This window comes from Novosphingobium cyanobacteriorum (genome assembly GCF_029436685.1).
In the GTDB taxonomy this organism is placed as follows: Bacteria; Pseudomonadota; Alphaproteobacteria; order Sphingomonadales; family Sphingomonadaceae; genus Novosphingobium; species Novosphingobium cyanobacteriorum.
In genome coordinates this window covers 1-26,676 of the sequence record NZ_JAROCY010000012.1, presented here as the reverse complement: position 1 = coordinate 26,676, position 26,676 = coordinate 1, and the positions used below count along the sequence as shown (strand labels likewise).

The 26,676-nt window shown below is 67.1% G+C and carries 24 protein-coding genes; 15 read left to right on the top strand and 9 right to left on the bottom strand.

What is annotated here, in order from left to right:
* The first annotated feature begins 50 nt into the window (after positions 1-50).
* Positions 51-1,208 carry an iron-containing alcohol dehydrogenase gene (locus tag POM99_RS13210; RefSeq protein WP_277278579.1) on the top strand — a complete coding sequence of 386 codons (1,158 nt, stop codon included), beginning with the start codon at positions 51-53 and terminating at the stop codon, positions 1,206-1,208.
* Here the strand turns inward: POM99_RS13210 and POM99_RS13205 are convergent.
* On the bottom strand, positions 1,205-1,792 hold the full coding sequence (locus tag POM99_RS13205; RefSeq protein WP_277278576.1) for a type 1 glutamine amidotransferase domain-containing protein: 588 nt from the start codon (positions 1,790-1,792) through the stop codon (positions 1,205-1,207). The genes POM99_RS13210 and POM99_RS13205 overlap by 4 nt on opposite strands.
* 105 nt (positions 1,793-1,897) lie before the next feature.
* On the opposite strand from POM99_RS13205, the gene parC reads away from it, so the two are divergent.
* Positions 1,898-4,183, top strand: a complete 2,286-nt coding sequence (parC, locus tag POM99_RS13200; protein ID WP_277278574.1) for a DNA topoisomerase IV subunit A — start codon at positions 1,898-1,900, stop codon at positions 4,181-4,183.
* A gap of 62 nt (positions 4,184-4,245) precedes the next feature.
* The gene (locus tag POM99_RS13195) at positions 4,246-5,019 is read left to right on the top strand and encodes an SDR family NAD(P)-dependent oxidoreductase (RefSeq protein WP_277278572.1); all 774 of its coding nucleotides are present in this window, start codon (positions 4,246-4,248) and stop codon (positions 5,017-5,019) included.
* A gap of 49 nt (positions 5,020-5,068) precedes the next feature.
* Here the strand turns inward: POM99_RS13195 and POM99_RS13190 are convergent, their stop codons facing one another.
* Positions 5,069-7,156 carry a protein-disulfide reductase DsbD family protein gene (locus POM99_RS13190; protein WP_279644631.1) on the bottom strand — a complete coding sequence of 696 codons (2,088 nt, stop codon included), beginning with the start codon at positions 7,154-7,156 and terminating at the stop codon, positions 5,069-5,071.
* A 109-nt stretch (positions 7,157-7,265) separates the two neighbouring features.
* Between POM99_RS13190 and POM99_RS13185 the strand changes: the two genes are divergently transcribed.
* Together POM99_RS13185 and POM99_RS13180 are read left to right on the top strand one after the other, a co-directional pair.
* Positions 7,266-8,960, top strand: coding sequence for an alkaline phosphatase family protein (locus POM99_RS13185; RefSeq protein WP_277278567.1), 1,695 nt, complete (start codon positions 7,266-7,268; stop codon positions 8,958-8,960).
* A complete protein-coding gene (locus tag POM99_RS13180) occupies positions 8,957-10,186 on the top strand; it encodes a UbiH/UbiF/VisC/COQ6 family ubiquinone biosynthesis hydroxylase (RefSeq protein WP_277278565.1) in 1,230 nt (409 codons plus the stop codon). The genes POM99_RS13185 and POM99_RS13180 overlap by 4 nt, the downstream gene beginning before the upstream one ends.
* Here the strand turns inward: POM99_RS13180 and POM99_RS13175 are convergent.
* The 3 genes from POM99_RS13175 to hemC form a co-directional block, all read right to left on the bottom strand.
* Positions 10,183-11,061, bottom strand: a complete 879-nt coding sequence (locus tag POM99_RS13175; protein ID WP_277278563.1) for an MICOS complex subunit MIC60 — start codon at positions 11,059-11,061, stop codon at positions 10,183-10,185. The genes POM99_RS13180 and POM99_RS13175 overlap by 4 nt on opposite strands.
* 77 nt (positions 11,062-11,138) lie before the next feature.
* Positions 11,139-11,822: a uroporphyrinogen-III synthase gene (locus POM99_RS13170; RefSeq protein ID WP_277278561.1), complete on the bottom strand. Its 684-nt coding sequence runs from the start codon at positions 11,820-11,822 to the stop codon at positions 11,139-11,141.
* Complete coding sequence (gene hemC, locus POM99_RS13165) at positions 11,819-12,766, bottom strand: hydroxymethylbilane synthase (RefSeq protein ID WP_277278559.1); 948 nt, start codon at positions 12,764-12,766, stop codon at positions 11,819-11,821. The genes POM99_RS13170 and hemC overlap by 4 nt, the downstream gene beginning before the upstream one ends.
* A 45-nt stretch (positions 12,767-12,811) precedes the next feature.
* Here hemC and tsaD point away from each other — a divergent pair, with 45 nt between their 5' ends.
* From tsaD to POM99_RS13145, 4 genes are all read left to right on the top strand, one after another.
* Positions 12,812-13,861 (top strand): tRNA (adenosine(37)-N6)-threonylcarbamoyltransferase complex transferase subunit TsaD, encoded by a 1,050-nt coding sequence (tsaD, locus tag POM99_RS13160; protein ID WP_277278557.1) that lies wholly within the window; start codon positions 12,812-12,814, stop codon positions 13,859-13,861.
* Positions 13,858-14,877, top strand: a complete 1,020-nt coding sequence (locus POM99_RS13155) for an NAD(P)H-dependent glycerol-3-phosphate dehydrogenase (RefSeq protein ID WP_277278555.1) — start codon at positions 13,858-13,860, stop codon at positions 14,875-14,877. The genes tsaD and POM99_RS13155 overlap by 4 nt, the downstream gene beginning before the upstream one ends.
* Entirely contained in the window at positions 14,870-16,390 is a 1,521-nt protein-coding gene (locus POM99_RS13150; RefSeq protein ID WP_277278552.1) for a lipopolysaccharide biosynthesis protein, read from the top strand. The genes POM99_RS13155 and POM99_RS13150 overlap by 8 nt, the downstream gene beginning before the upstream one ends.
* Positions 16,391-16,528: 138 nt before the next feature.
* The gene (locus POM99_RS13145; RefSeq protein WP_277278550.1) at positions 16,529-17,053 is read left to right on the top strand and encodes a helix-hairpin-helix domain-containing protein; all 525 of its coding nucleotides are present in this window, start codon (positions 16,529-16,531) and stop codon (positions 17,051-17,053) included.
* Positions 17,054-17,057: 4 nt separating this feature from the next.
* Here the strand turns inward: POM99_RS13145 and POM99_RS13140 are convergent, their stop codons facing one another.
* The 4 genes from POM99_RS13140 to uvrB all read right to left on the bottom strand — a co-directional run bounded on the left by POM99_RS13140 (position 17,058) and on the right by uvrB (position 20,506).
* On the bottom strand, positions 17,058-17,609 hold the full coding sequence (locus tag POM99_RS13140; protein ID WP_277278548.1) for a hypothetical protein: 552 nt from the start codon (positions 17,607-17,609) through the stop codon (positions 17,058-17,060).
* Positions 17,610-17,619: 10 nt separating this feature from the next.
* Positions 17,620-17,940, bottom strand: a complete 321-nt coding sequence (locus POM99_RS13135; RefSeq protein ID WP_277278546.1) for a HigA family addiction module antitoxin — start codon at positions 17,938-17,940, stop codon at positions 17,620-17,622.
* Entirely contained in the window at positions 17,909-18,196 is a 288-nt protein-coding gene (locus tag POM99_RS13130; protein WP_277278544.1) for a type II toxin-antitoxin system RelE/ParE family toxin, read from the bottom strand. Before POM99_RS13130 ends, POM99_RS13135 begins: the two co-directional genes overlap by 32 nt.
* A gap of 120 nt (positions 18,197-18,316) precedes the next feature.
* The gene (uvrB, locus tag POM99_RS13125) at positions 18,317-20,506 is read right to left on the bottom strand and encodes an excinuclease ABC subunit UvrB (protein ID WP_277278542.1); all 2,190 of its coding nucleotides are present in this window, start codon (positions 20,504-20,506) and stop codon (positions 18,317-18,319) included.
* A gap of 188 nt (positions 20,507-20,694) precedes the next feature.
* Here uvrB and POM99_RS13120 point away from each other — a divergent pair, with 188 nt between their 5' ends.
* From POM99_RS13120 to POM99_RS13095, 6 genes are all read left to right on the top strand, one after another.
* Complete coding sequence (locus tag POM99_RS13120; protein ID WP_277278540.1) at positions 20,695-21,708, top strand: methyl-accepting chemotaxis protein; 1,014 nt, start codon at positions 20,695-20,697, stop codon at positions 21,706-21,708.
* 81 nt (positions 21,709-21,789) lie between these two features.
* Positions 21,790-22,365, top strand: a complete 576-nt coding sequence (locus tag POM99_RS13115) for a DUF3617 domain-containing protein (protein WP_277278539.1) — start codon at positions 21,790-21,792, stop codon at positions 22,363-22,365.
* A 71-nt stretch (positions 22,366-22,436) separates the two neighbouring features.
* Positions 22,437-23,210, top strand: a complete 774-nt coding sequence (locus tag POM99_RS13110) for an esterase/lipase family protein (protein WP_277278537.1) — start codon at positions 22,437-22,439, stop codon at positions 23,208-23,210.
* A 144-nt stretch (positions 23,211-23,354) separates the two neighbouring features.
* Positions 23,355-24,788, top strand: a complete 1,434-nt coding sequence (locus tag POM99_RS13105; RefSeq protein ID WP_277278535.1) for a circularly permuted type 2 ATP-grasp protein — start codon at positions 23,355-23,357, stop codon at positions 24,786-24,788.
* Positions 24,789-25,736 carry an alpha-E domain-containing protein gene (locus POM99_RS13100; RefSeq protein ID WP_277278533.1) on the top strand — a complete coding sequence of 316 codons (948 nt, stop codon included), beginning with the start codon at positions 24,789-24,791 and terminating at the stop codon, positions 25,734-25,736. It begins immediately after the preceding gene.
* A 16-nt stretch (positions 25,737-25,752) separates the two neighbouring features.
* Entirely contained in the window at positions 25,753-26,565 is an 813-nt protein-coding gene (locus POM99_RS13095; protein WP_277278531.1) for a transglutaminase family protein, read from the top strand.
* The last annotated feature ends 111 nt before the right edge of the window (positions 26,566-26,676 follow it).

Below are 26,676 nucleotides of genomic sequence, written 5' to 3'. Positions count from 1 at the left end.
GCCTTGCCCGCGCCGCAGCATAGGCGCATCCACACATCGGGAGAGAACGCATGGCCACGATCAACCTGCCGCGCATCATCCGAATCGGCGGTGGCGCGCTGAACGAACTGCCCGATGCGCTGGCGCAGTGCGGCCTATCGCGCCCCTTCGTGGTGACCGATGGCTTCCTCGTTTCCAGCGGCATGGTTGAGCGGCTGACCGATATTCTTGCCGCGCGGGGCATGGTGCCGACCGTGTTTGCCGATACGATGCCGGACCCGACCGTGGCGCTGGTGGAGGCTGCGGTGGCGCAGCTGACCGCGTCGGGCTGCGACTGCGTGATTGGCTTCGGCGGCGGAAGTCCGATCGATACGGCCAAGGCGATTGCCGTGCTCGCGGTGTCGCCGCGCCCGGTGCAGGCGATGAAGGCGCCTGCCGTCACCGATGAGCCCGGCCTGCCGATCGTGGCGGTGCCGACCACGGCGGGCACCGGCAGCGAGGCGACGCGCTTCACCATCATCACCGACGAGGCCACCAGCGAGAAGATGCTCTGCGCCGGCCTCGCCTTCCTGCCTACCATTGCTGTGGTGGATTACGAACTGACGCTGGCCAAGCCGGCGCGCCTGACGGCCGATACCGGCATCGATTCGCTGACCCACGCGATTGAGGCCTATGTCAGCAGGAAGGCCAATGCCTTCAGTGATGCGATGGCGCTTTCGGCGATGCGGCTGATCGCGCCGAACATCCGCACCGCCTGCACCGATCCCGGAAACCATGCCGCGCGGGAAGCGATGATGGTGGGGGCGCATCATGCCGGCATCGCCTTTTCCAACGCCAGCGTGGCGCTGGTGCATGGCATGAGCCGGCCGATCGGCGCTTTCTTCCACGTGCCGCACGGGCTTTCCAACGCCATGCTGCTGCCCGCGATCACCGCCTTTTCGGCCCCGGCGGCGCTCTCACGCTACGCCGATTGTGCGCGGGCGATGGGGTGCGCGGGGGCGGATGAGGGGGATCAGTCCGCTGTGGCAAGGCTGCTGGAGGAGCTTGCCGCGCTCAATGCCGATCTCGCGGTGCCCACGCCGCGCAGCCACGGCATTGCCGAGGCGCGCTGGCGTGAACTGATGCCGACGATGGCGGCACAGGCCATCGCCTCGGGGTCGCCCGGAAACAATCCGCGCGTGCCCGAAGCCGAAGAGATCGTCGCGCTCTACGAGCAGGTCTACGGTTAGAGCTCTTCGACTTCGTCGTCGCCTTCCTCGTCCTCTTCCTCTTCGTCCTCTTCTTCCTCAAGCTCTTCCAGCGCGTCGATCAGCGCCTGGGAAAAGGCCGGGATGTCTTCGGGCTTGCGGCTGGTGATGAGGTTCTCGTCCACCACCACTTCCTCGTCCACCACGTCGGCCCCGGCATTCTCCAGGTCGGTGCGGATCGACGGCCAGCCGGTCACGGTGCGGCCGTCGATCACGTCGGCCTCCACCAGCAGCCACGGCCCGTGGCAGATCGCGGCGATCGGCTTGCCCGCCTCGTCGAACTCCTCGACCAGTTCCACCGCGCGTTCTTCCATGCGCAGCGCATCGGGGTTCATCTGCCCGCCGGGCAGCAGCAGCGCGTCAAAGTCCTTGGCGAAAACATCGTCGAGCGCGGCGTCCACCTTCACCTGTTCGCCCCACTCGCCGTGGTTCCACCCCTTGATCGTGCCCGCCTTGGGGCTGGCGACAACGGTTTCTATCCCGGCGGCTTCGAGCGCCTTCTTCGGTTCGATCAGTTCGGATTGCTCGAATCCGTCGGTAGCAAGGATGAGGACGCGCTTGGCCATGGGAAACTCCGGATCAAAAGGGTTCGGTCCCGGGCATAATGAGTGGTGGATGGTGCAGTTCCGCATGTTCCCCACAGGCCATCGTGTTGCTAGGACGTTCCAGCCATGGCGACTGACACGACAGAACCCGATCCGTTCGACGCAATTGTCGATGCCCCGTTCGATTCCGCGCTGTCTGAGCGCTATCTGGTCTATGCGCTCAGCACGATCACCGCGCGTTCGCTGCCCGATCTGCGCGACGGGCTGAAGCCGGTCCACCGCCGCCTGCTCTGGGCGATGCGCCAGCTCAAGCTCGATCCCACGGGCGCGTTCAAGAAGTCAGCCCGCGTGGTGGGTGACGTGATCGGCAAATACCACCCGCATGGCGATTCTTCGGTCTATGACGCGATGGTCCGCCTCGCGCAGGATTTCGCGCTGCGCTATCCGCTGGTGGAGGGGCAGGGCAATTTCGGCAACATCGACGGCGATAACGCTGCCGCCTACCGCTACACCGAAGCGCGCCTGACCAGGACGGCGATCCGCCTGATGGCCGGGCTGGAAGAAGGCACGGTCGATTTCCACCCCACCTACAATGGTGAGGAGGAAGAGCCCGAGATCTTCCCCGGCCTTTTCCCCAACCTGCTCGCCAACGGTTCCAGCGGGATTGCCGTGGGCATGGCCACCAACATCCCCAGCCACAATGTGACCGAGATCGTGGACGCCACGCTGCTGCTGATCGACAATCCCGCGGTCGAGCACGCGCAGCTGATGGAAGTGTTCCATGGGCCTGACTTCCCCACCGGCGGCGTGGTGGTCGATAGCCCGGCCACGATCAGCGCCGCCTATGAAAGCGGCAAGGGCGCCATCCGCGTGCGCGGGCGCTTCTCCACCGGGCGCGGCGAAGACGGAGCGTGGGAAGACAGCGGCATCGAAAAGCTGGGCAGCGGCCAGTGGCAGCTGGTCGTCTCCGAAATCCCCTACATGGTGCCCAAGGGCAAGCTGATCGAACAGATCGCCGCCCTGATCGCGGACAAGAAGCTGCCGATCCTTGAGGACGTGCGCGATGAATCCGACGAACAGATCCGCATCGTGCTCGTGCCCAAGAGCCGCAATGTCGATCCCGACCTGCTCAAGGAATCGCTCTATCGGCTGACCGACCTGGAAACGCGCTTCGGGCTCAACCTCAACGTGCTCGATGCGCATCGCACGCCGGGCGTGCTGGGGCTGAAGCTGCTGCTGCAGGAATGGGTGATCGCGCAGATCGACATCATGCTGCGCCGCGCCCGCCACCGGCTGGACAAGATCGCCGCGCGGCTCGAACTGCTCGATGGCTATATCATCGCCTACCTCAACCTGGATCGGATCATCGAGATCATCCGCACCGAGGACGAGCCCAAGCCGTTGATGATGGCCGAGTTCGGCCTTACCGACCGGCAGGCAGAGGCGATCCTCAACATGCGCCTGCGCAGCTTGCGCAAGCTTGAGGAAATGGAGCTGCGCAAGGAGCGTGACGAGCTGCTGGCCGAAAAGGACGAGCTGGAAAAGCTGCTCGACAGCCCGGCTCGGCAGCGCACCAGGCTGAAGCGCGATCTTGCCACGCTGCGCAAGGAATACGGGCCGGACACCTTGCTCGGCCGCCGCCGCACCACCGTGGCCGAAGCCGCGCCCACGCGTGAATTCAACATGGACGCGATGATCGAGAAGGAGCCGGTCACGGTGATCCTGTCGCAGCGCGGCTGGATCCGCGCGGCCAAGGGGCACCTGCCGCTCGATTCCGATTTCAAGTTCAAGGAAGGCGATGGCCCCGCCTTCGCGCTCCACGCGCAGACCACCGACAAGCTGCTGTTCGCGCTCGACAACGGGCGGTTCTACACCTTGGGGGCAGACAAGCTGCCCGGCGCACGCGGCTTTGGCGAACCGATCCGCACGATGGTGGATATCGATCCCGATGCGCAGGTTGTCGCCGTGGTGACGCACAAGCCCAAGGGCCAGTTGCTGCTCGCCGCCAACACCGGGCGCGGCTTTGCGGCTGAGATGGACGAGCTGCTGGCCGAAACCCGCAAGGGCCGTGGTGTCGTCTCCACCAAGCCGGGCGTGAAGCTGCAGGTGGTGCGCGAGATTGCGCCGGAGCACGATCACGTTGCCGTGGTGGGCGACAACCGCAAGCTGGTGATCTTCGCGCTCAACGAAGTGCCGGTCCTCGCCAAGGGACAGGGCGTGACCCTGCAGCGCTACAAGGACGGCGGCATGTCCGATGCGATCACGCTCAAGCTTGAAGACGGCCTGTCGTGGGCCATGGGCGGGGAGACTGGGCGCACGCGCACCGAAAAGGATCTGATGCTGTGGAAGGTTGCACGTGGCGCGGCAGGCCGCCTGCCACCCACGGGTTTCCCCCGGGACAACAGGTTCTGATCAAATGGCCTGTTGCGCCAGTGGTCTGACCGGTTGAGCCCGGCCCAAAGCAGGAGAGGTCAATGGAAACGCCCCGTTATTCGCTCGCCGGCCGCATCGCGCTCATCACCGGTGCTTCCTCCGGCCTCGGCGCGCATTTCGCCCGGCTTTATGCATCGGCCGGGGCGGCGGTGGTCATCGGCGCGCGGCGCGTGGACCGGCTGTCCGGCCTTGTTGCAGAGATCGAAGCCTCGGGCGGTCGCGCGCTGGCCGTGGCGCTTGACGTGACCGACGAAGCCTCGATCATCGCGGCGTTCGATGCGGCAGAGGCGCAACTTGGCACGCCCGACGTGGTGGTCGCCAATGCCGGCATCGTGGAGGCCGGTCGTTCGGTTGAATTGCCCGCAGACGCCATGCGCCGCGTGGTCGATACGAACTTCAACGGGGTCTACCTCACCGCGCGTGAAGGGGCGCGGCGGATGATCGCGGCGGGATCGAAAGAAAGCGAGAAGGGCCGGATCATCCTCACCGGATCGATCACTGCGCAGATGACCGCGCAGGGCGATTCCGCCTATGCCGCAACCAAGCTCGCGGTGCAGCACCTTGGCCGCCAGTTCGCGCGCGAATGGGCACGGCTGGGCATCAACGTCAACGTGATCCAGCCGGGCTATATCCGCACGGAAATCGACGGCGAATGGTTCGATACCGATGGCGGCAAGGCGCAGATCGCGGGCTGGCCGCGCAAGCGCCTGACCGAGATCGAGGCGCTGGACGACATGATGCTGTTCTTCGCCAGTGATGCCTCGCGCCAGGTGACCGGCACCTTCATCTCGGTGGACGACGGGCAGAGTCTGTAAGCAAGGCTTCCAGCTCCGCGAGGTTGGATCGCCCTGATCCAGCTGCCGGTCAGGACTTGGTCGAAGCCAACCCCGCCAACGTCTCTGGCCCCAGCACCTGTGGCAGCTTCTGCGGTGCAGCCGCGCCTGCCGGATACCAAAGATAAAGCGGCACGCCCGCCGCGCCCTGCGTTTCCAGGAACGCGGTGATCGCCGGGTCGCGTCGCGTCCAGTCCCCCATCAGCACCTGCACCCCCGCCTTGGCAAAGGCGTCATGCGTCGCATCGGTTTCGATCGCCACGCCCTCGTTCACCTTGCACGAAAGGCACCAGTCCGCGGTGAAATAGAGGAACACCGGCTTGCCCGTTGCCCTGGCCTGCGCCAGCGCGGCGGCAGAGAAGGGCTTCGCGCCGATCAGGCTTTCCTCACCCCGCGCCCTTTCAGCCGCAAGGCGCGGTGTCACCACCAGCGCCAGCGCGGCCAGCGCCACGCCGGCAGGGGCGGCCCAGCGCGCTACCGGCTTGCCTTGTTTCTGCATGCGCCCGGCAATCGCCAGCACCGCCACCAGCGCGATCGCCAGCGCCAGTGCGAACAGGGCATAGCTTGCGCCGCCAAGCCGCCACGCCAGCCAGCCAAGCGCCAGCACGGTCAGCGCCATCGGTACCGCCATCACCCGCCGGAACGTGTTCATCCACGCACCCGGCCTGGGCAGCAGGCGGCGCAGTGGCGGGATGAAGCCCAGAAGCAGGAACGGCAGCGCCAGCCCCACGCCCAGCGCGGCGAACACCGCCAGCGCGGCCCATGCGGGCAGCACCAGCGCCGCCCCCATCGCCGCCGCCATGAATGGCCCGGTGCAGGGCGTTGCCACGAAGGCGGCGAGCAGCCCGGTGCCGAACGCACCCATCGAACCCGCCCCGCGCTCCAGCGACAGGCCCGGCAGTTCAAAAAGCCCGGCAAAGTTCGCGGTGATCGCCACCGCCAGCAGCAGCAGCACCGCCACCACGCTGGGGTCCTGCAACTGGAAGGCCCAGCCGACCTGTTCGCCTGCGGCCCGCAAGCCCAGCATCGCTGCGCCAAGGCCCAGGCACGCCAGCACCACCCCGGCAGTATAGGCCAGCGCCTCGTGATGCGCCTTTTCGGCATTGCCGCGCGCCAGCGCCAGCGCCTTCAGGCTCAGGATCGGGAACACGCAGGGCATCACGTTCAGAACCAGCCCCCCGGCCAGCGCGCCCAGTATCGCCAACCACAGCGCGGCAAAGGTAAACGTGCCTGCAGGGGCGGCACTGCCTTCGATCGGCGTGCCTTCGTCCGGCACCGGCCCGGCCTTGGCCACCAGCGATATGCCCCCGGCATCGCCGCCCAGCGCCAGCACGCCAGCCAGTGTCGTCGCCTGCTCGGCCGAAGCCGACTTGCTGCGCGGCAGGTCCACGATCAGCAGGTCGTCCCTGCGCCGGAAAACCTGCGGCGCGGCATAGTCCACAATGCCCTCGGCGGAGACGAAGAAGTGCGGCTTGTCCACCTTGGCCCCGGCGGGGAAGGGGATTGCCAGCCGCCAGCCTTCCTTGGTCGCCGTGAAAGTGCCCGTCCGGTCCAGCGGTGCGGGCAACGCCGCGCGCCATCCGGCAAAGCGCGCATCGGCTGGTCCATCACCCACGGTTACCGTGCCGGCCAGCACGGCATCTTCGGGCACGCAGACCGCGTCGGTGCAGGCCAGCCACGATGCCTTGGCGCTCAGCGGCAGGGTCGTGCCGGGCGTCGCGTCGGCGGGCAGGGTGAACGGGATCAGGACGGCAAATTCATGTTCATAGACATGGTTCATCAGTCCGGCGACCAGCAGCGTCTGCGGCACCGGGAACTGCATCGGGCCAACCTTCGCCCCCGCGGGCAGGGTCCATTCCAACTCGGGCGGCAGGCCCGCATCGCCGGGGTTCTGCCAGTAACCGTGCCAGCCCTTGTCCGGCTGCATCAGCAGCGCCAGCATCACCGTTTCGCCCGGCTTGGCGGGCTTTTCCGCCAGCAGGCTGGCGCGGATGTGGTTGGTTGCTGCCTGCGCCGGGCTGGCGATGCAAAAAAGCAGCGCCAGAAACGCGGCGGTCACAATTGCCGCTATGGTGCGAAACACTGCAATTCCCGGAACTTGAGCAACGCCCACGCGCATGGCCTACCCTTTGGCACCCCTTGCACCTCGCGTGCGGTGGGGCCATCAGCCGATTAAAGGGGCGGCAAGGCCGAGTCCAGCGCGTGACCCCAAGGAGCATACGCCTTTCATGTCGATCCGCCGCAAAGCCATCGCCCTTATGGCTACCATCGCGCTGCCGCTCGCCCCGGCTGTGGCAGCCCCGGCCAGGAAAGCGGCTGCACCCGCCACGGCCACGGTGCCCGCCGATGCGCCGCGCCTGATCGTTGCCATCGCAGTTGATCAGTTCTCGGCAGATCTCTTTGCCCAGTACCGTCGCCACTACACCGGCGGCCTCGCCCGGCTCGCCACCGGGGGCGTCTTCCCCTCGGGCTACCAGAGCCACGCCGCCACCGAGACCTGCCCCGGCCATTCCACCATCCTCACCGGCATGCGCCCGGCGCACACCGGCATCATCGCCAACACCTGGATCGATCAGTCCGTCGCCCGGGGGAAGAAGGCCGTCTATTGCGCCGAGGACGAGACGCAGGCAGCGGCGGATCCCAAGGACTATGTGGCTTCGGTCGCGCACCTGCTGGTGCCAACGCTGGGCGAACGGATGAAGCAGCGCTGGCCCGCCAGCCGCAATGTCGCCGTATCCGGCAAGGATCGCGGCGCGCTGATGATGGGCGGGCACACCATCGATCAGGTCTATTGGTGGAAGGGCAAGGGCTTTGCCACACTGGAAGGCCGCACCCTTTCGCCGCAGGCCGAGGCCGAGAACGCCTCGCTGGCCGAAGTGCTGAAACAGGGGGCGCCCGCCATGCCGCTGCCAGAATGGTGCGCGGGCCTCGATCGTGCGATCAGCGTCGGCACGTCCGAAGCATCGGGCTTCACGGTCGGCACTGGCCGCTTCGCTCTGGCGCCGGGCGATGCCGGCGCCTTCCGTGCCTCGCCCCGGCTCGATCGCGCCACGATCGATCTGGCGACCGAACTGGTCGATTCGCTCAAGCTGGGCAAGGGCGCGGTGCCCGACATCCTCTCCGTCAGCCTCTCCGCCACCGACTACATCGGCCACGCCACCGGCACCGAAGGCGCGGAAATGTGCATTCAGATGCAGCAGCTCGATCTCGCGCTGGGCGATTTCTTCACTGCGCTCGATCAGCGCGGCATCGATTATGCCGTTGTGCTCACCGCCGACCACGGCGGGTTCGATCTGCCCGAACGCCTCAACCAGCAGGGCCTGCCGCAGGCGCAGCGCGCTGCCAAGGCGCTCCTGCCTGAAAAGCTGTCAGAGGCCATTGCCCCTGTGCTGGGCCTTGATGCCAAGGGCCTGGTCCTGTCAGACGGCGCCTTCGGCGATTACTGGGTCAACCGCGCGCTCGCCCCGGCAGACAAGGCCCGCGTCGTCGCGGCGGTGAAGCAGCAGCTCGCCACCAACCCGCAGGTCGCCGCCGTATTCTCGGCTGATGAACTCGCCGCCGCGCCCATGCCCACCGGCTCGCCCGAAACCTGGAGCCTGCTGCAGCGCGCCCGTGCCTCGTTCTACGCCCCGCGCTCGGGCGATTTCGTCGTGCTGCTCAACCGCGGCGTCGTGCCCATCGTCAACCCCTCACCGGGCGGCGTCGCCACCCATGGCAGCGCCTGGGACTATGACCGCCGCGTGCCGATGCTGTTCTGGCGGCGCGGGATGACCGGGTTTGAACAGCCCAGCGCGGTGGAAACGGTGGACATCGCCCCCTCTCTCGCCGCATTGATCGGCCTCAATGTGCCGGACGGGACTTTCGACGGAAGGTGCCTCGATCTCGATGCCGGCCCCGGCACCACTTGTGGAGCAAAGCCTTGAACGCAGCAGCCGCCGCCACGCACCGCGCAGACGTCGTCATCATCGGCGGTGGCCTCGTCGGCATGACGCTCGCCATCGGCCTGGCGCAGCAGGGGATCGAAAGCATCGTCGTCGACAGCGCCGATCCCGCCACGCTGACCGCCGATGGCTTTGACGGGCGCGCCTCGGCCATCTCCACTGCCAGCTGGAACCTCTACACCAACCTCGGCATGGCGGATGACCTCGCCCCGCTGGGCTGTCCGATCGAATCCATCGCGGTAACGGACGGCATGCGCCCCGGCCGCATCGATTTCCGCCCGGGGGAAGGCGAAGGCTCGCTCGGCCGCATGTACGCCAACCGCGATCTGCGCATCGCCATGTACGCGGCGGCGGAGCGCCATCCCGAAATCGCCTTCCTTCCCGGCGCGCGCGTGGCCGGGCGGGAGCGTGACAGCCACGGCGTCACCGTCACCCTGGCAGACGGCCGCGTGCTCAAGGGCAGCCTGCTTGTCGCCGCCGAAGGCCGCCAGAGCCCCACGCGTGACGAAGCCGGCTTCACCCCGGCCCGCTGGGACTATGGCCACCGCGCCATCATCACCGGCCTGCTGCATGAAAAGCCGCACGGCAATGTGGCATGGGAAATCTTCTACCCCGCCGGTCCGTTCGCCCTGCTGCCCCTGCTTGACGAGAACGGCCGCCACCGCTCCGCGCTGGTGTGGACCGTGGCAGAAAAGGATGCCGCAGGCGTGCTCGCCCTGCCGCCGCGCGCCTTCCTGTCAGAGGTGGAACAGCGCATGCAGGGCATCTTCGGCGCCATCGAGCTGGCCAGCCCGCGCTCGTCCTACCCGCTCAATTTCCACCACACCGCCCGCGTGGTCGATAACCGGCTGGCGCTGGTGGGCGATGCCGCGCACGGCATGCACCCCATCGCGGGCCAGGGCTTAAACGTCGGTCTGCGCGATGTCGCGGCGCTGGTCGAAGTGCTGGCCGATGGCATGCGCGTGGGCCTTGATCCGGGCGATGCGCAGCTGCTGGCGCGCTACGAACGCTGGCGCGCGGTCGATACCTTCATGGTCGCCGGCGCGACAGACGTGCTCACCCGCCTGTTCGGCATCCCCGGCCGCATCCCTTCGGCGATCCGCCGGCTCGGCATGGCCGGCGTGCAGCGCCTGCCCACGCTCAAGCGCTTCTTCATGGACGAGGCGCGCGGCATGAGCGGAAAGCTGCCGTCGCTGCTTCAGGCCTAAGGCGCCGCTGACTCAACCGGTTCTGGCGTCATTATCGCCATCGGCCCCGCGCCGGGCGCAATCGGCGCGCTCGTTGCCGCCACCGCGGGCGGCGCTACCGGCATGGCCAGCGCGGCGGTTTCCAGCTGGTCCAGCGCGTTCTGCGTCATGGCGTATTCGCGCGCGCGCGCGAGCCACTCGGTCGCCAAATCCTTGCCCGGCATCCGCTCGACTTCGGCGATCGCATCGGCCACACGCCCGCCGGCCAGCGCCGCCCGGGTGCGCACCGCGCGGCTTTCGGGCGTCGGGCTCGGCATGTCGTCATGCCGGATCACGAACAGTTCACCCACTTGCCGGGTCAGCCAGTCCCACGTGCCTTCGTCAGGCGCGCCGCCCACCAGCTGTGGCTGCAGCGTGGCGAAATCCTCGTTCAGCTGGGCCAGTGTCACCGGCTTGCGCGCGGCCTTCACCACCAGGTCAACCGCATTGGGCTGGGTATTGCCAAAGCGCACACGCAGCTGGTTTTCCAGATAGCCCAGTGGCTGCCCGCGTTCGATCGCACGGCGCGCGGCAAAGGCGATCAGCAGCGCCTCGGCATGGCTCGCCTGGCCCGAAGCGGCAATGGCCTGCTGGTTCAGTTCGGCCAGCCGCTGTTCCAGCGCGGCCAGCTTGCCGTTGGCTGCCACCAGTGCGGCGTCGGTTGCGGCAAGGCTCACCGCGGCGGCGCTCGCGCTGGTTTCTGCAGAAGGTTCGGCGCTGGGCGAGGGCGCCTGCATCAGCGAGCCGACCTGAACCCAGCCTTCGCGCCAGCCGAGCCACGCTGCCCCGCCCAATCCGGCAAGAACCACCACCGCCATCACCACGGCCACGCCGCGTCCGCTGCGGCGCCTGGGCAAGGGCTGTCCCGTATAAGATTGGCTGCTGGCCATATCCTGCATCGTCAGGCGTTTTTCGCTTTGCTGTGACCCCGAAGTCACAGGTTCTGGCACATTTGCGCGGCCAATGCCAGCAATGCTTGGTCGGTGCGCTCTGGCGCAATTTCAACCGCTTGCCAGCCGGTCCCCGCCGCCTCCGCGATTCGCGGGGCCAGGCAGGCCAGCGTCACGCCGCTCCGGTCCAGCGCCAGCCGGTGCGATTCCTGCGCCAGATGGCGCGCCGCCTCGCCCGAATGGAGCAGCACCACCGCGCCTCCGCGCATCGCCGCCGTCGCCTTGTCGGGCAGGGGCAGGGCCCGCGCGGCATAGACCACGCGCGTGTCCACCCGCACGCCTTCGGGCAGGTCCAGCGCCACATGCGCCTCGCCCGCCGGGCGCAGGTAAAGCCCTGGCGGCAGTGCGGAAACCAGCAGCTGCATTCCGCCACCCGCCACCTGGCGCACGGCAAAGCCGGCTTCCCGCGCCGCCGCTGCGGTTGCCTCTCCCACCGCATGCACCGGCACGCCGCGCAATTTCAGAATTTCCGCACCGCCCAGCCGGAACAGCGCCGCACTCCCCGCCAGCAACCCGGCATAGGCGGTCGGGTCCGTCGGCGCGTCCCATGGCACCGCCTCGCTATGGAACAGCGGTGCCGCCACCGTGTTCAGCCCCAGCCCGCGCGCCGCCGCCGCCGTGGCGGCATTGCCCGGCTCGGGCCGAAGCACCAGCAGGGTGCGCGTCACGCGCTTCCGTGGAAATGCACGCGGATGGCCTCGGGCGCTTCGGCCAGCAGCCTGTGCGCCAGGCGGGCAGGGCCTTGGTCATCGCCTGCGGCAAAGCTTTCCGTGGCTTCCACCCGCATCGTGCCATCGGGGCTGTAGATCGCCGCGCGCAGGGTCAACGTGCCGGCATCGGCGCTTGTCAGCACCGCGATCGGGCTGTGGCAGGTGCCGCCAAGCCCCGCCAGCAGCGCTCGCTCGGCGCGGATCGCGTCATGCGTCGGCCTGTCGTCTATCGCTGCCAGGATGGCGCGCACATCGTCCCGCGCAGCCAGGCATTCGATGCCGATCGCACCCTGCGCCGGGGCGGGCAGCCATTCGGTTTCCGGCAGGGGATGGCCCACCCCGTGCTCGCCCAGCCGCTGCAAACCGGCGGCAGCCAGCAATGTCACGTCCGCCTCGTCCGCCTGCAGCTTGGCCAGCCGCGTCGCCACGTTGCCACGGAAGGATACCACCGTCAGGTCGGGCCGCGCGTGCAGCATCTGCGCGGCACGGCGCGGCGCGCTGGTGCCCACGCGCGCGCCGGGCGGGATCGCGGCGATGCTGCTCGCCCCCACCAGCACGTCACGCACGTCCGCACGCGGCAGCACGGCGGCGATGGTCAGCTCCGCCGGGCGCAGCGTCTCAACGTCCTTCATCGAATGGACCGCAAAGTCGATCTCGCCACCCAGCAGCCAGGCGTCCAGTTCCTTGGTCCACAAGGCCTTGCCGCCGATCTCGGCGAGCGGGCGGTCCTGCACCTTGTCACCGCTTGCGGTCACCGGCACCAGCTCGATGGCGTCTTCGCCCCAACCGTGCGCGGCGCAAAGCCGTTCACGCGTTTCGTATGCCTGCGCCATGGCAAGCGGCGATCGCCGGGTTCCAAGGCGAAGGGGGCGGGCCAGCTGCTGCGTTACGGGCGTGTTCATGCACCGCTTGCCGTAAACCGGATTATCTCTAAGGGAAAGCTCCCCATGGCCCTGATCCTCGGCATAGAATCCTCGTGCGATGAAACCGCGGTTGCGGTGATCGATGGCGCTGCGCCCACGCTGGAGCGCCGAATCGTGGCGCAGCGCATCGCCTCGCAGGATGAAGCGCACCGCCCATATGGCGGCGTGGTGCCCGAAATTGCCGCCCGCGCCCATGCCGAAGTGATCGCGCCGATGGTCGGCGCCACGCTGGCCGATGCCGGGTTGGCGCTGGCTGACATGGACGCAATCGCCGCCACCGCCGGGCCTGGGCTGATTGGCGGCGTCATGGTCGGCCTCGTCACGGGAAAGGCTTTGGCCATGGCGGCGGGCAAGCCGCTGCTGGCGATCAACCATCTCGAAGGGCACGCGCTGTCTCCCCGGCTGGCCGATCCAACGCTGCAATACCCCTATCTGCTGCTGCTGGTCTCGGGCGGGCATTGCCAGATCATCGAGGTGCAGGGCCTCGGCGCCTATTGCCGCCTTGCCACCACCATCGACGATGCGCTGGGTGAAGCGTTCGACAAGACCGCCAAGATCCTTGGCCTCGGCTATCCCGGTGGCCCGGCGGTTGAACGCCTCGCGCGTGAAGGTGATGCCCGCGCCGTGCCCCTGCCGCGTCCGCTGCTCGGCACGGCGGAACCACATTTCTCCTTTGCCGGGCTGAAAAGCGCGGTGATGCGCGCGCGTGATGCGGGCACGTTCGCCGCGGCTGATATCGCCGCCTCGTTTCAGCAGGCCGCGATTGATTGCGTGGTCGATCGCACCCGCCGCGCCGTGGCCCAATGCGGCCCGGTCACCGCACTGGTCGTGGCCGGTGGCGTCGCCGCCAACGCCGCGATCCGCGCCGCGCTGCAAGGCGTCGCCGCCGAATCTGGACTGTCGCTGGTCGCGCCGCCACCCAAACTTTGCACAGATAATGCGGCGATGATCGGCTGGGCGGGCGCGGAACGCTTCGCAATGGGTTATAGCGACAGCCTCGACGTGGCGGCGCGGCCGCGCTGGCCGCTTGATGCCGATGCCGCGCCCGTGCGCGGAGCAGGCGTAAAGGCATGACCGGAAACGGGCGCATGGGGGCAGGAATGCAGATTGGCGTGGTCGGCGCGGGCGCATGGGGCACCGCACTGGCGCAGATGCTGGCCAGCGACGGGCGCGAGGTCCTGCTCTGGGCGCGCGAGCCCGATCTGGTCGACCAGATCAACCGCGAACGCCGCAACGGCCTGTTCCTACCTTCGGCGGATCTGCACCCCACCATCCGCGCCACCGCCAGTCTGGCAGACATGGCCGTGCTGCCCATCCTGCTGCTGGTCACCCCGGCCCAGCACCTTGCCAGCGTGCTCGGCCAGATCCCCCGCAGCGGTGGGGATATCGTGCTCTGTGCCAAGGGGATCGAGGCCGGCACCGGCCGCCTGATGGCCGATGTGGCGCGCGATGCCGCGCCGGGCGCAGACCTTGCCGTGCTCTCGGGCCCCACATTCGCGCATGAAGTCGCCGCCGGCCTGCCCACGGCGGTCACGCTCGCCTGCGCCGGTGGCGAAGCGCAGTGGCAGCGCCTGTCAGCCGCCATCGCCCGCCCTGCGTTCCGGCCCTATTATTCCGATGACGTGGCGGGCGCGGAAATCGGTGGTGCGGTCAAGAACGTGCTGGCCATCGCCTGCGGCGTGGTGGACGGGCTGCGGCTGGGGCAGAACGCCCGCGCCGCGCTGATCAGCCGCGGATTTGCCGAAATGCAGCGCTTCGGCCTCGCCATGGGCGCGCAGGCGGAAACCTTGTCCGGCCTTTCGGGGTTGGGGGACCTTGTGCTGACCTGCTCCTCCACTTCCAGCCGCAACTTCTCCCTGGGCAAGGCCCTGGGCGAAGGCGCCAGCGCCGCTTCCGTGCTGTCCAACCGCGCCACCGTGGCCGAAGGCGCGTTCACCGCGCCCGTGCTGGCCGGGCTGGCGCGGGACAGGGGCATTTCCATGCCCATTGTCGAGGCGGTCGTCGCCCTGCTCGAAGGGCAGGCTCCGGCGCATAAGGTCGTCGCCAGCCTGCTGTCGCGCCCGCTGCGCGCGGAAAACCCGCTTGGCTGACGCGGCCGCCATTCCCGGCCAGCCCTCCACAGAGCAGCAGGATATCGCTGCGCTGGCCAAGGGCGGCCGCACCAATTTCTTCGGCTTCCTGCTGCGCCTTGCCGCGCGCATCCCCTTCCTGTTCATCGCCGGCCGCCTCTATGGCGCTGACGATCTCGGCCGCTTCGCCTCGGCCACCATCGCGGTGGAACTGGCCGCCCAGCTCGCCACGCTGGGGCAGAAGCGCGGGCTGGCGCAGCAGTTGGCCCGCGAGGACCGCTCCGGCGCCTGCATCGTTGCCGATGCGCTCTTGCTCTCGGGCCTTGTTTCGGCGGTATTTGCCGCGCTTCTCTATTTCTTTCCCGCGCCGATGTTTCCCAGTGGGGAATACACCGCGCTGCAGCGCCTGCTGCCGCTCACCATCCTGCCTCTGGCGCTGGGGGACATTGCGCTCTCGGCGCTGGCCTATCGCTTCGATGTTGGCGCCACGGTGCGCGCGCGCGCGGTGGTGGAACCGTGGACCCTGTCGATCGCCGCAGGGGTGCTGTGGATTGCGGGGGAATGGTGGTATGCGCCGCTGCAGGAAAGCGGGCTGATCCTGTCCTATGTGCTGTCGATGCTGGCGGCGATGGTCACCGCCTTCATCCCCCTGCTGCGCAGTTACGGCCTGCCGCGCCAGTGGTCGCCCCGCCCGATCGACCTGCTCCGCCTTGCCAACCGCAACCTGCCGCTGGCCGGTGCCGATGCGGTGGAATGGGGCACGCGCAAGCTCGATATCTTCATCCTCGGCACCTTCGCCCCGCCCGCCGCGGTGGGCATCTACTATGTCGCGCAGCAGGTCGCCTCGCTGCCGCAGAAGCTCAAGACCAGCTTCGAACCGATCCTCGGCCCGGTGATCACCCGCAACCTGAAAGAGGGCAACCATGCCGCCATCGCGCGGCAGGTCTGCCAGGTCGGCTTCTGGATCACCGCGGCGCAGGCCGGCATCGCGCTGGCGCTGGGCATGCCGGGCAAGGGCGTGATGGGCCTTGTCGGGCCAAACTTCGTGGCCGGCACCGGCGCATTGGCGCTGCTGCTGCTGGCCGAAGTCGTCGCCGCCACCGCCGTGGTCAGCGAAGCCGCGCTGATCTACGTCGCCCGGATGCGTAACCTGTGGATCAGCCTTGGCACCATTGCGCTGCAGGGCCTGCTCACCGTCGCCCTCATGCTCCTTGCCCACCGCGCGCAGGCGGGGCCCCTGCTGCAGGCAGAGGCCGCCGCATTCGCGCTGGCGATCACCCTGGCGCTGTCCTCGGTCCTCAAGTCCCGCCTGCTCGCCCGCGTCCTGAAGGCGCGGGTCAACAACTGGCGCTGGGCGCTGGTGTGGGCAGCGGCACCGGCAGTGGTGGTGGGTTATGGCGTGAAGTTCCTGCCCGAATGGCTGGAGCTCTCGCTCGGCATCCCGGCCATCCTCGGGGTCTATTGCCTGGTCATCTGGAAGCGCGGGTTCGGTCCTGAGGACCGCATGCTTTTCCGCAAGCAGAAGCCTGCATAGACCCCGTCTCAACCGGTCTCAGTCGACTTCACCCCCCTCTCAGTCGCTCTCAGTCGTTCTCAACCCCCTGTCAGTCCGGCTAGGCAGAGGGCGTTTTGGGGGGTATTGCGGCCCCGTTTTTCAGCCCGGGATGGTACGATGGCAGAATGGATTCAGGCGCACGCGCTGATCGTCGGTGCGCTGCTGGTGTTGGTGCTGCTGGTTGCCTGGCTGGTCTTCGGCCGCCGCAAGCCCGAAAGAATTCGCCGTGAATACAAGGATGTACTGTCTGAAGGCGCCGGTCCGGCCCAGCGCAACACCGCGCTGATAGACACCCCGCCTGCCGCAGCGATCGTCCCCCCGGCCGCCGCCGGACTGATGGCTGGCGTGGCCGAAGTGGTGGCCCACGCGGCCGAGGAAGAGGTGGAGCAGGCCGCAACCGCCCCCACCGACGATCTCACCCGCATCAAGGGCCTCGGCCCCAAACTGCGCACGCTGCTCAACAGCCTGGGCGTGACCAGTTTTGCGCAGATCGCGGGCTGGAGCGAGGCGGATGTGGCCGCCATCGACGCCAAGCTGGGCGCCTTCGCCGGCCGTCCGACGCGTGACAACTGGGTGGAGCAGGCCAAGCTGCTGGCTGCCGGAGATACGGCCGCCTACGAAGAAAAATTCGGTAAGTTGTAAGGGCTTAGTCTGTCGTTCCCGCCACCGGCGCAGCCCCCGAAACCGGATGCGCGCCGCAGCGGCGGACCACCGCGCGCAAGGGTTCGCCCGCGCTCACTTCGATCATCCCGCCGCCCGGCAGCGTGCCCCGGAACGCGCCGTTGAACACCGCCGCGCCGGGATCGACCGCGGGCAGCGAACCCTGCCAGATATAGCCGCGCACCCCCGGCACCGACGTGGCATCCACCGGCAGCCGCAGGATATGCCCGCCGCCCTGCAACGCGAACAGCGCCTGCGCCCCCACTTCGGCCGGAACATGCCGCGTCACGAGCAGCACGCCCGAGCGGCACTCGACGCTAAGTAGCGGACCTTGGCCGGAAAATCCGAATCGCGCGGCATCGCCATTGCCGACCCAGGCCGCCTTGGCATCGGGCGCCGGCGCACCCGGCATCGCCTCAGCCGCAGGCAGGCCCACCCGCACCGCATCCACCGGCGCCCCATCCCGCTGGGCGGGTGCGGCGGTTTTGGAACAGGCGGTGAGGGCGAGCAGCAGGGCTGCGGAAACGATACAGCGCATCATTGGGAAATCAGGCTGCGCGGCGTGCGATGCGATCGATTTCAGCGCCGTGCTTGCGGCGTTCTTCCTCAAGATCGTAATCAATCTGCAGGCCAAGAAAGAAGCCTTCCGACACGCCGAAATAGCGGGCGAGGCGCAGGTCAACGGCCGCATCAACAGGCTGCTTGCCCGCGAGAATCTCACCCAGTCGTACTGCCGCTATGCCCGTGCCAGTGACCACATCGGTCAGCGGAATGTCCGAACCGATCAGGAAGTCTTCACGCAGGACTTCGCCCGGATGGACATTGTCCAGCCGATCCTCAGCCCCGGTGATAGTCTTCGATCCGGACATCGTCCGCGCCTCCGTCAGCCCAGGTGAACGTGACACGCCACTGGTCGTTGATGCGTAGACTATATCGGAGTGGGTTAAAACCTTTCAACTGCTCGAAGCGGTTTCCCGCCGGGACGCGCAGATCATAAAGGTTGGCTGTCCGGTTGAGCACGCGCAGCTTGCGCCGGGCGGTCTGCTGAATGTCTGACGGCAGCTTGCGGCTACGCTCGCCGTGCCAGATGCGCTCGGTTTCAGGGTCGGCAAAGGTGCGGATCATGCTAGGATAGCCCTTTCACCCAACATGATACGTTCGGCGTCCTAGGCCGCGCCACACCTGTAATCGGAGTTTATACACAGTCTTGAGGGATAGTTCTTAATTAACAGTATCTTATTTTATTCACCGCCCCCACTTCGTCTTCTGGCTCTTCCCGAACCGCGTCTTGCGCGTTCCCGGCTTGCCTTCGTTGCTGCGGCCCACGATCGGCGCCTTGCGGTCGTCTTCGGGCAGGCCCAGTTCGGTTGCTTCCAGCTTCCTGATCTCGTCACGCAGGCGGCCGGCTTCTTCGAATTCGAGGTCGGCGGCGGCGGCGCGCATCTTGCGTTCCAGCTCTTCGATGTAGGCGCGCAGGTTGTGCCCGACGAGGTTGTTGCTGCCTTCGGCGTCAATATCCACCAGCACGCCATCGCGGCTGGCGGTGTCGGCCACGATATCGTGGATGTTGCGCTTGATCGTCTGCGGGGTGATGCCGTGGAGTTCGTTGTATTCCTGCTGCTTCGCCCGGCGGCGGTCGGTTTCGGCAATGGCGCGTTCCATGCTGCCGGTCATGCGATCGGCATAGAGGATCACGCGGCCATCCACGTTGCGCGCGGCGCGGCCGATGGTCTGGATCAACGAGGTTTCGCTGCGCAGGAAGCCTTCCTTGTCCGCATCCAGAATGCAGACGAGGCCGCATTCGGGAATGTCCAGCCCTTCGCGCAGCAGGTTGATGCCCACCAGCACGTCATAGACGCCGAGGCGCAGGTCACGGATCAGCTCGATGCGTTCCAGCGTTTCCACATCGGAGTGCATGTAGCGCACGCGCAGCCCCGCTTCGTGCATGAACTCGGTCAGATCCTCGGCCATGCGCTTGGTGAGGGTGGTGACAAGCGTGCGATAGCCGTTCTGCGCGGTGAGGCGGCATTCGTTGATGCAGTCCTGCACCTGGTCTTCCACCGGGCGGATCAGCACCGGCGGGTCGATCAGGCCGGTGGGGCGGATCACCTGTTCGGCAAAGACGCCGCCGGACTGCTCCATCTCCCACGTGCCCGGCGTGGCCGAGACGGCGATAGTCTGCGGGCGCATCGCGTCCCATTCGTTGAAGCGCAGCGGGCGGTTGTCGATGCAGCTGGGCAGGCGGAAGCCATATTCGGCCAGGGTCAGCTTGCGCCGGTGGTCACCGCGCGCCATCGCGCCGACCTGCGGCACGGTCTGGTGGCTTTCATCGATGAACAGCAGGCAGTTGTCGGGCAGGTATTCGAACAGCGTCGGCGGCGGCTCGCCCGGCAGGCGGCCGGTGAGGAAGCGGCTGTAGTTTTCGATCCCCGCGCACGACCCGGTGGCCGCGATCATCTCTAGATCGAAGTTGGTGCGCTGTTCCAGCCGCTGCGCTTCGAGCAGGCGGCCCTCGGCGTTAAGCTCCTTGAGCCGTTCGGTCAGTTCGAAGCGGATCGCGTCTGCCGCCTGCTTCATCGTGGGACCGGGGGTGACATAGTGCGAATTGGCGTAGACGCGCACGTTCTCGAGCTTCGTGCCGGCCTTGCCGGTGAGGGGGTCGAACTCGACGATCTGCTCGATCTCGTCACCGAAGAAGCTGACGCGCCAGGCGGTGTCGTCATAGTGCGAAGGGAAGATTTCGAGATTATCACCCCGCACACGGAAGTTGCCGCGCGCGAAGGCGGCATCGTTGCGCTTGTACTGCAGGGCGACGAGCTTGCGGATTATCTCGCTCTGGTCGACGCTGGCGCCGGTCTTCAGGTCGAAGATCATCGCCGAGTAGGTTTCCACCGAGCCGATGCCGTAGATGCAGGAGACCGAGGCGACGATGATCACGTCATCGCGTTCCAGCAGGGCGCGCGTGGCCGAGTGGCGCATGCGGTCGATCGCCTCGTTGGTGGAGCTTTCCTTCTCGATGTAGGTGTCCGACCGGGGGACGTAGGCCTCAGGCTGGTAGTAGTCGTAGTACGAGACGAAATATTCGACCGCGTTTTCGGGGAAGAAGCTTTTCATCTCGCCATACAATTGCGCGGCGAGGATCTTGTTGGGCGCGAGGATCAGCGCGGGGCGCTGCGTCGCCTCTATCACCTGGGCCATGGTGAAGGTCTTGCCCGAGCCGGTGACGCCGAGCAGCACCTGCGTCTTGTCGTCGGCCCTGATGCCTTCCACCAGGTCCGCGATCGCGGTGGGCTGATCACCTGCCGGCTGATAATCCGATACGATCTTGAACCGCTTGCCGCCCTCGATCTTGTCAGGACGTTGCGGTTTGTGCGGCACGAAGGTGCCAGAGGTATCGGGTTCTTCGAGTCCCCGGCGGATGACGAGTTCGGCCATGCAGGGGATATGGGGAACAAACCGCGTCCATGCAACGGGCGCTTCGCGTCCCTTAGGGTCAATTGCGTAACCTTTCCCAGCAGAATCTTGACCATAGTCCGGCAGGTTCCATGAGCCGACCCGATCACAGATGCGGGCGGGGGAGATTGCCGGAGGCATCAGGCGAACCCGGACCCAGGGGCCCAACGATGCAAGACGATATCCTGGCAATTGCGCTGGAACTGAGCGAATCCACCCGGAGCAAGATTGCCGATCTCGACCAGATCATGATGAAGACCAAGATCCTCACCATGAACGCGAGGCTGGAGGCCGCGCGGGCGGGAGAAGCGGGCAAGAGCTTTGCCGTGGTGGCGCAGGAAATGGGCGCGATCGCGGGCGAGGTGAACGACCTTTCCGCCGCGCTGCAGGCCAACGTGACCCAAAACGCCAGCCGCATCCGCGAAGCGGGCGAGGGCATGGCCATTGCGCTGCGGGGTACGCGCCTTTCGGACCTGGCCCGCAATGCTGTGGAGATTATCGACCGCAATCTTTACGAACGATCGTGCGACGTGCGCTGGTGGGCGACTGACAGTGCCGTGGTGGACGCGCTGGAGCAGGCCACGCCCGAGGCGTGCGCCCATGCCAGTTCGCGCCTGGGAACGATCCTGCGCTCCTACACCGTGTATCTTGACCTGTGGATCGCGGACCGGAACGGGCGGATCGTGGCGACCGGCCGCCCCGAGCGCTATCGCGGGTTGGCGGGGGCGGACGTTTCGGGCGCGGACTGGTTCCGGCGGGGCAGGCACACCGCCACGGGCGACGATTTTGCCGTATGCGACGTTGCCGTTGAGCCGCGCCTGGGCAACGCGGCGGTTGCCGCCTATTCCACGGCGATCCGCGCCGGAGGGCGCGCGGACGGGGCACCGATCGGCGTGCTGGGCATCTTCTTCGACTGGGCGCCACAGGCCCGCGCGATTGTCGACAGCGTTTCCCTCTCTGCCGAAGAGCGGGAGAAGAGCCAGGTCATGCTGCTGGATTCGCAGATGCGGATCATCGCCTGCAACCGGCGCGAGCGCGAAGGACAGGTCTATCCACTGAAGCCCGATCAGCCGATCGGCCACTATATCGCCGGGGCAAGGCTGATCGGCTATGGCCTGACGCCGGGATATGAAACCTATCGCGGGCTGGGCTGGTACGGGTGCATAGAAAGCGCGCTTTCGTGATCCACGTCATTGGAGGGTGGGCGCGGGGGTGATAGTGTTTGCCTGAACCGCCCCCATGCGGCGGCCAAGAGGGGAATGCCCATGCGACACGCCATCCTGCCCGCCGCCATTCTTTCCGCCGCGCTGGCCCTTTCCGGCTGCGGGGAAAAGAGCGTGGAGGCCAACAACGAAAAGCCATCGGCCGTGGCCAGCAAGGTGGCCGCGGCCAATGCGGCGGGTGCGGTCCATTTCAACCCCGGCCGGTGGGAAACCACGGTGAAGATGGTGAAGCTGGATGCCGATGGCATGCCGCCCGAGGCGAAGCAGATGATGGAAAAGATGATGGGGCAGGGCCACACCGTTTCCAGTTGCATGACCAAGGAAGAGGCGGAGAAGCCGAACGGCAAGTTCTTTGGCCAGGCGGACGAGAACTGCACCTATGACCATTTCAGCATGGGCGGCGGCACGCTGGACGCCAAGCTGACGTGCAAGGCGCCGCAAGGGTCGAACGTAATCGCCATGAAGGGCACCTATACGCCCGAGACCTATACCGCATCGATGCAGATGCAGGTGCAGGGCCCCAATGGCAAGGCCATGAAAATGACCATGGACATGGCGGCCAAGCGCACCGGCGAGTGCACCGGCAAGGAAGACAGCGAACAGATGCGTCCTTCTTGACACAAATATGAAACAATCGATTTTGTCTGGTGTTCATCGCGGGTTGTCCCCACGAAGCGCAGGCAATGGGCATGGCACAGGGAATCACCCTTCCGGGAAATGACACGCTGCGGCGGCTGGGCGCGGAAATCGCGCGGCGGCATGCGCTGGCGTTCGAACCTGCGCCACAGGGCGCGGGCGGGCCGCGCCTGCCGCGCCTGCTGGCGGAACTGCGCACGCCCTATGAAAACTGGATGGCGCCGCGGCGCGAACATCCCGCCCCGGTGCAATCGCGGCCGGTGATGCTGCTGCCGGGGTTCGGCACGCATCCGGCGCGGATGAAGGCTCATACGCGCGCGCTGCAGGCGGCGGGGCATCGCGTTTCGGATTGGGGGCTGGGGTTCAACTTCGGACCCACGGCGGACCGCTTTGACCGGCTGTGCGAGCGCGTGGTGACGATGGCGCGGCGCGAGGGCGAGCCGCTGGTGCTGGTTGGCTGGAGCCTGGGCGGCATCTTCGCACGCGAAGTGGCGCGGCTGCACCCCGAAGCGGTGCGGCTGGTGATCACCATGGGCACGCCGTTTTCGGGCAACCGCAGGGCCAACAACGCGTGGCGCGCCTATCAGCTGATCGCCGGGCATTCGGTGGACGATCCGCCGGTGGGGCGCGAGATGTCGACGAAGCCGCCGGTGCCCACGATCGCACTGTGGAGCGCGCGCGACGGGATCGTCTCCCCGCGTTCATCGTGCGGGCGCAAGGGGGAGCGGGACCGGGCGATTGCCCTGCGCTGCACCCACATCGGCTTTGCCGGCCACCCCGAGGCGGTGCGCACCGTGGCGGCGCTGGTGGCCGACCTGAAGGACTGAACCGGCCAAGCGCGCACGCGGGGGCCGCCAGAACTTTCGCCCGATTTTTTACCAACTTGGTGCCTTTGTTTCGCAGGTGCAGCATTGCCGCTTGCGGCCCGCCGATTCGTGTGCAAGCAATGTGGCTCAAGACGGGATGTGCCTATGACCAACTCCTCGGCCTCGTCATATGACGAGATGCTTGAACCCGATGGCGCGGTGCGCGCCGCATATGCCGGGTATTGCAAGTGGCTGGAGGAGCAACCCCCGGGACTGCTGAAGCGCAAGGGGCAGGAGGCCGAGGCCTTCTTCCGCCGCACCGGGATCACCTTCAACGTCTATGGCGCAGAGGATGCCGAGGAGCGGCTGATCCCTTTCGACCCGGTGCCGCGCATCATCACTGCGCACCAGTGGCGGCGGCTTTCGCGCGGGATCGAGCAGCGGGTGAGGGCGCTCAACGCGTTTCTGCATGACCTGTATCACCGGCAGGAGATCGTGCGGTCGGGCCGGCTGCCGGAACGGCTGCTGAAGGGCAACGCGGCCTATCTTGCGCAGATGGCGGGCTTCACCCCGCCGGGCGGCGTCTATACCCACATCGTCGGCATCGACCTTGTCCGCACGGGCGAGGACGAGTTCATGGTGCTGGAAGACAATGCCCGCACTCCCAGCGGCGTTTCCTACATGCTGGAAAACCGCGAAACGATGATGGCGATGTTCCCGGAACTGTTCACCCGGGTGCGGGTGCGCGAGGTTTCGGACTATCCCCGGCGGCTGGCGCGCAGCCTTGCGGCCTGCGCCCCGCCGGCCTTTTCGGGGCACAAGCCGACAGTGGCGGTGCTGACACCGGGCATCTACAATTCCGCCTATTTCGAGCATGCCTTCCTGGCTGACCAGATGGGCGCGGAACTGGTGGAAGGCAGCGACCTGCGCGTGGAGGACGGGCGCATCGCCATGCGCACCACGCGCGGGTGGAAGCCGGTGGATGTGATCTATCGCCGGGTGGACGACGATTTCCTGGATCCGCTGACCTTCAATCCCGAAAGCGTGCTGGGCGTATCGGGCATCATGGACGTGTATCGCGCAGGGGGCGTCACCATCGCCAATGCCCCGGGCACGGGCATTTCCGACGACAAGGCGATCTACAGCTTCATGCCCGAGATCGTGGAGTTCTACACCGGCGAGAAGCCGATCCTGCAGAACGTGCCGACCTGGCGCTGCAGCGAGCCGGAGGCGCTGAAGTACGTGCTCGACAACCTGGCCGAGCTGGTGGTGAAGGAAGTGCACGGATCGGGCGGCTATGGCATGCTGATCGGGCCGACTTCATCGAAGAAGGAGATCGCCGCGTTCGAGGCGAAGCTGCGCGCGCGGCCCGACAACTATATCGCGCAGCCCACGCTGTCGCTCTCAACCGTGCCGATCTTCACCAAGGCGGGCCTCGCCCCGCGCCACGTGGACCTGCGCCCCTTTGTGCTGGTGAGCCCAAATGGCATCGACATCACGCCGGGCGGGCTGACGCGGGTGGCGCTGAAGAAGGGATCGCTGGTGGTCAATTCGTCGCAGGGTGGCGGCACCAAGGACAGCTGGGTACTGGACGACTAAATGCTAGGCAGATCGGCAAACGGCATATTCTGGCTGTTCCGCTACCTCGAGCGCGCGGAGAACACCGCGCGCCTGATCGAGGCCGGATTCCGCATGGCATTGACGCGTGACAGCAAGGACGCCAGCGACGAATGGCGATCGGTGGTGATCACGCTGGGCCAGCAGGCCGCGTTCGAGGCGAAGCACGGCACCGATTACACCGGTCCTCACGTGTTCAACTTCGTGCTGCGCGACAAGGACAACCCCGGCGCGGTGCTGGCGATGGTGGAGCAGGCGCGCAGCAGCGCCCGATCCGTGCGCACCGGCATCACGCGCGAAGTGTGGGAAACGGTCAACGACACCTGGATGATCCTGCGCGAAATGCTGGCGCGGCCGATCACCGAGACCCGGCTGGGTGACGTGCTCGATACCATCCGCCGCCAATCAACCCAGCTGCGCGGCGCGCTGGAAGGCACGATGCTGCGCAACGAGATCTACAACTTCGCGCGGCTCGGCACCTTCATCGAACGCGCCGACAACACCGCGCGCATCCTCGACGTGAAGTATTACGTGCTGCTGCCCTCGCTTTCCTACGTGGGGTCCAGCCTGGACAACGTGCAGTGGGAAAACGTGCTGCGGTCGCTTGCGGGAGAGCGTGCCTATCGCTGGCTCAATGCCGGGCGCATGGAGGCCAAGGGCATTGCCGAGTTCCTGATCCTTGACGGCCGCTTCCCCCGCAGCCTGGCCTATTGCTATGCCAAGCTGCAGTCCAACATGGCGCAGCTGGCGCGGGAATACGGGCACGAGGCCGCCTCGCACGAGATCCTGCGCGATACCTGCACTCGCCTGCACACGCTGAGCATCGAGTCGGTGCTGGAGCAGGGTCTGCACCAGTTCATCGCCGATTTCATCGCCGTCAACACCCGCCTGGCGCTGGAAATCCAGCGCGATTACCGCTTCATCGAATAGCCGGAAGGGCAATGCCGTGCGCCTGTCGATCGACCACACCACGCACTATCGGTTCTCGGGTCCCGCCACCTATGGCCTGCAGCGGCTGCGGCTGACACCCAAGTCCGGGCCGGGTCTTTCGATCCTCGACTGGCAACTGCACCTTTCCGGCGCGCGGGTGCAGGTGGAATACGATGACGAGAATGCCAACCGCGTGACGCTGATCTCGCTGGAGCCGGGCGTACACGACGTGACCATCCGCAGCGAAGGCACCGTGGAAACCGCCGACCAGGCCGGCATCGTCGGGCGCCATGCCGGGTTCCTGCCGCTGTGGCATTTCCTGCAGCCCACGCCATTGACCCAGCCGGGCCCGCGCCTGCGTGCGCTTGTCTCCTCGCTGGACGCGGATGACGACCGGCTGGCCACGCTGCATCGCCTGTCCACCGCCGTGCTGGCGGCCATGGCCTATGAAGCCGGGCACACCGATTCAGCCACGGGTGCGGAGGGCGCGCTCGCTGCTGGGCGGGGGGTGTGCCAGGACCACGCCCATGTGTTCATTGCCGCGGCGCGGGCGCTGAAGATCCCGGCGCGCTATGTCTCGGGCTATCTGCTGATGAACGACCGGGTGCAGCAGGAGGCGGGCCATGCCTGGGCGGAGGCGCATGTCGATGGGCTTGGCTGGGTCGGTTTCGATGTCGCCAACGCGATCTGTCCCGATGCGCGGTACGTCCGGCTTGCCACCGGGCGGGACTATCGCGAGGCGGCGCCGACCACCGGCGTGCGCCACGGCGATCACGACGAAGCGATGCACGTGACGCTTGCCGTGGGCCAGCAACAGGTGGAACAATAGTTCGGAGCGGAAAGCCCCTCCGGGCTTTCCTTCAGCGGCACCGGCCCGCTCCCCCGCCCGGCCACCCAACGCAATCGTACGCTGTGGGTGGCCGGGCGGGGGAGCGGGCCG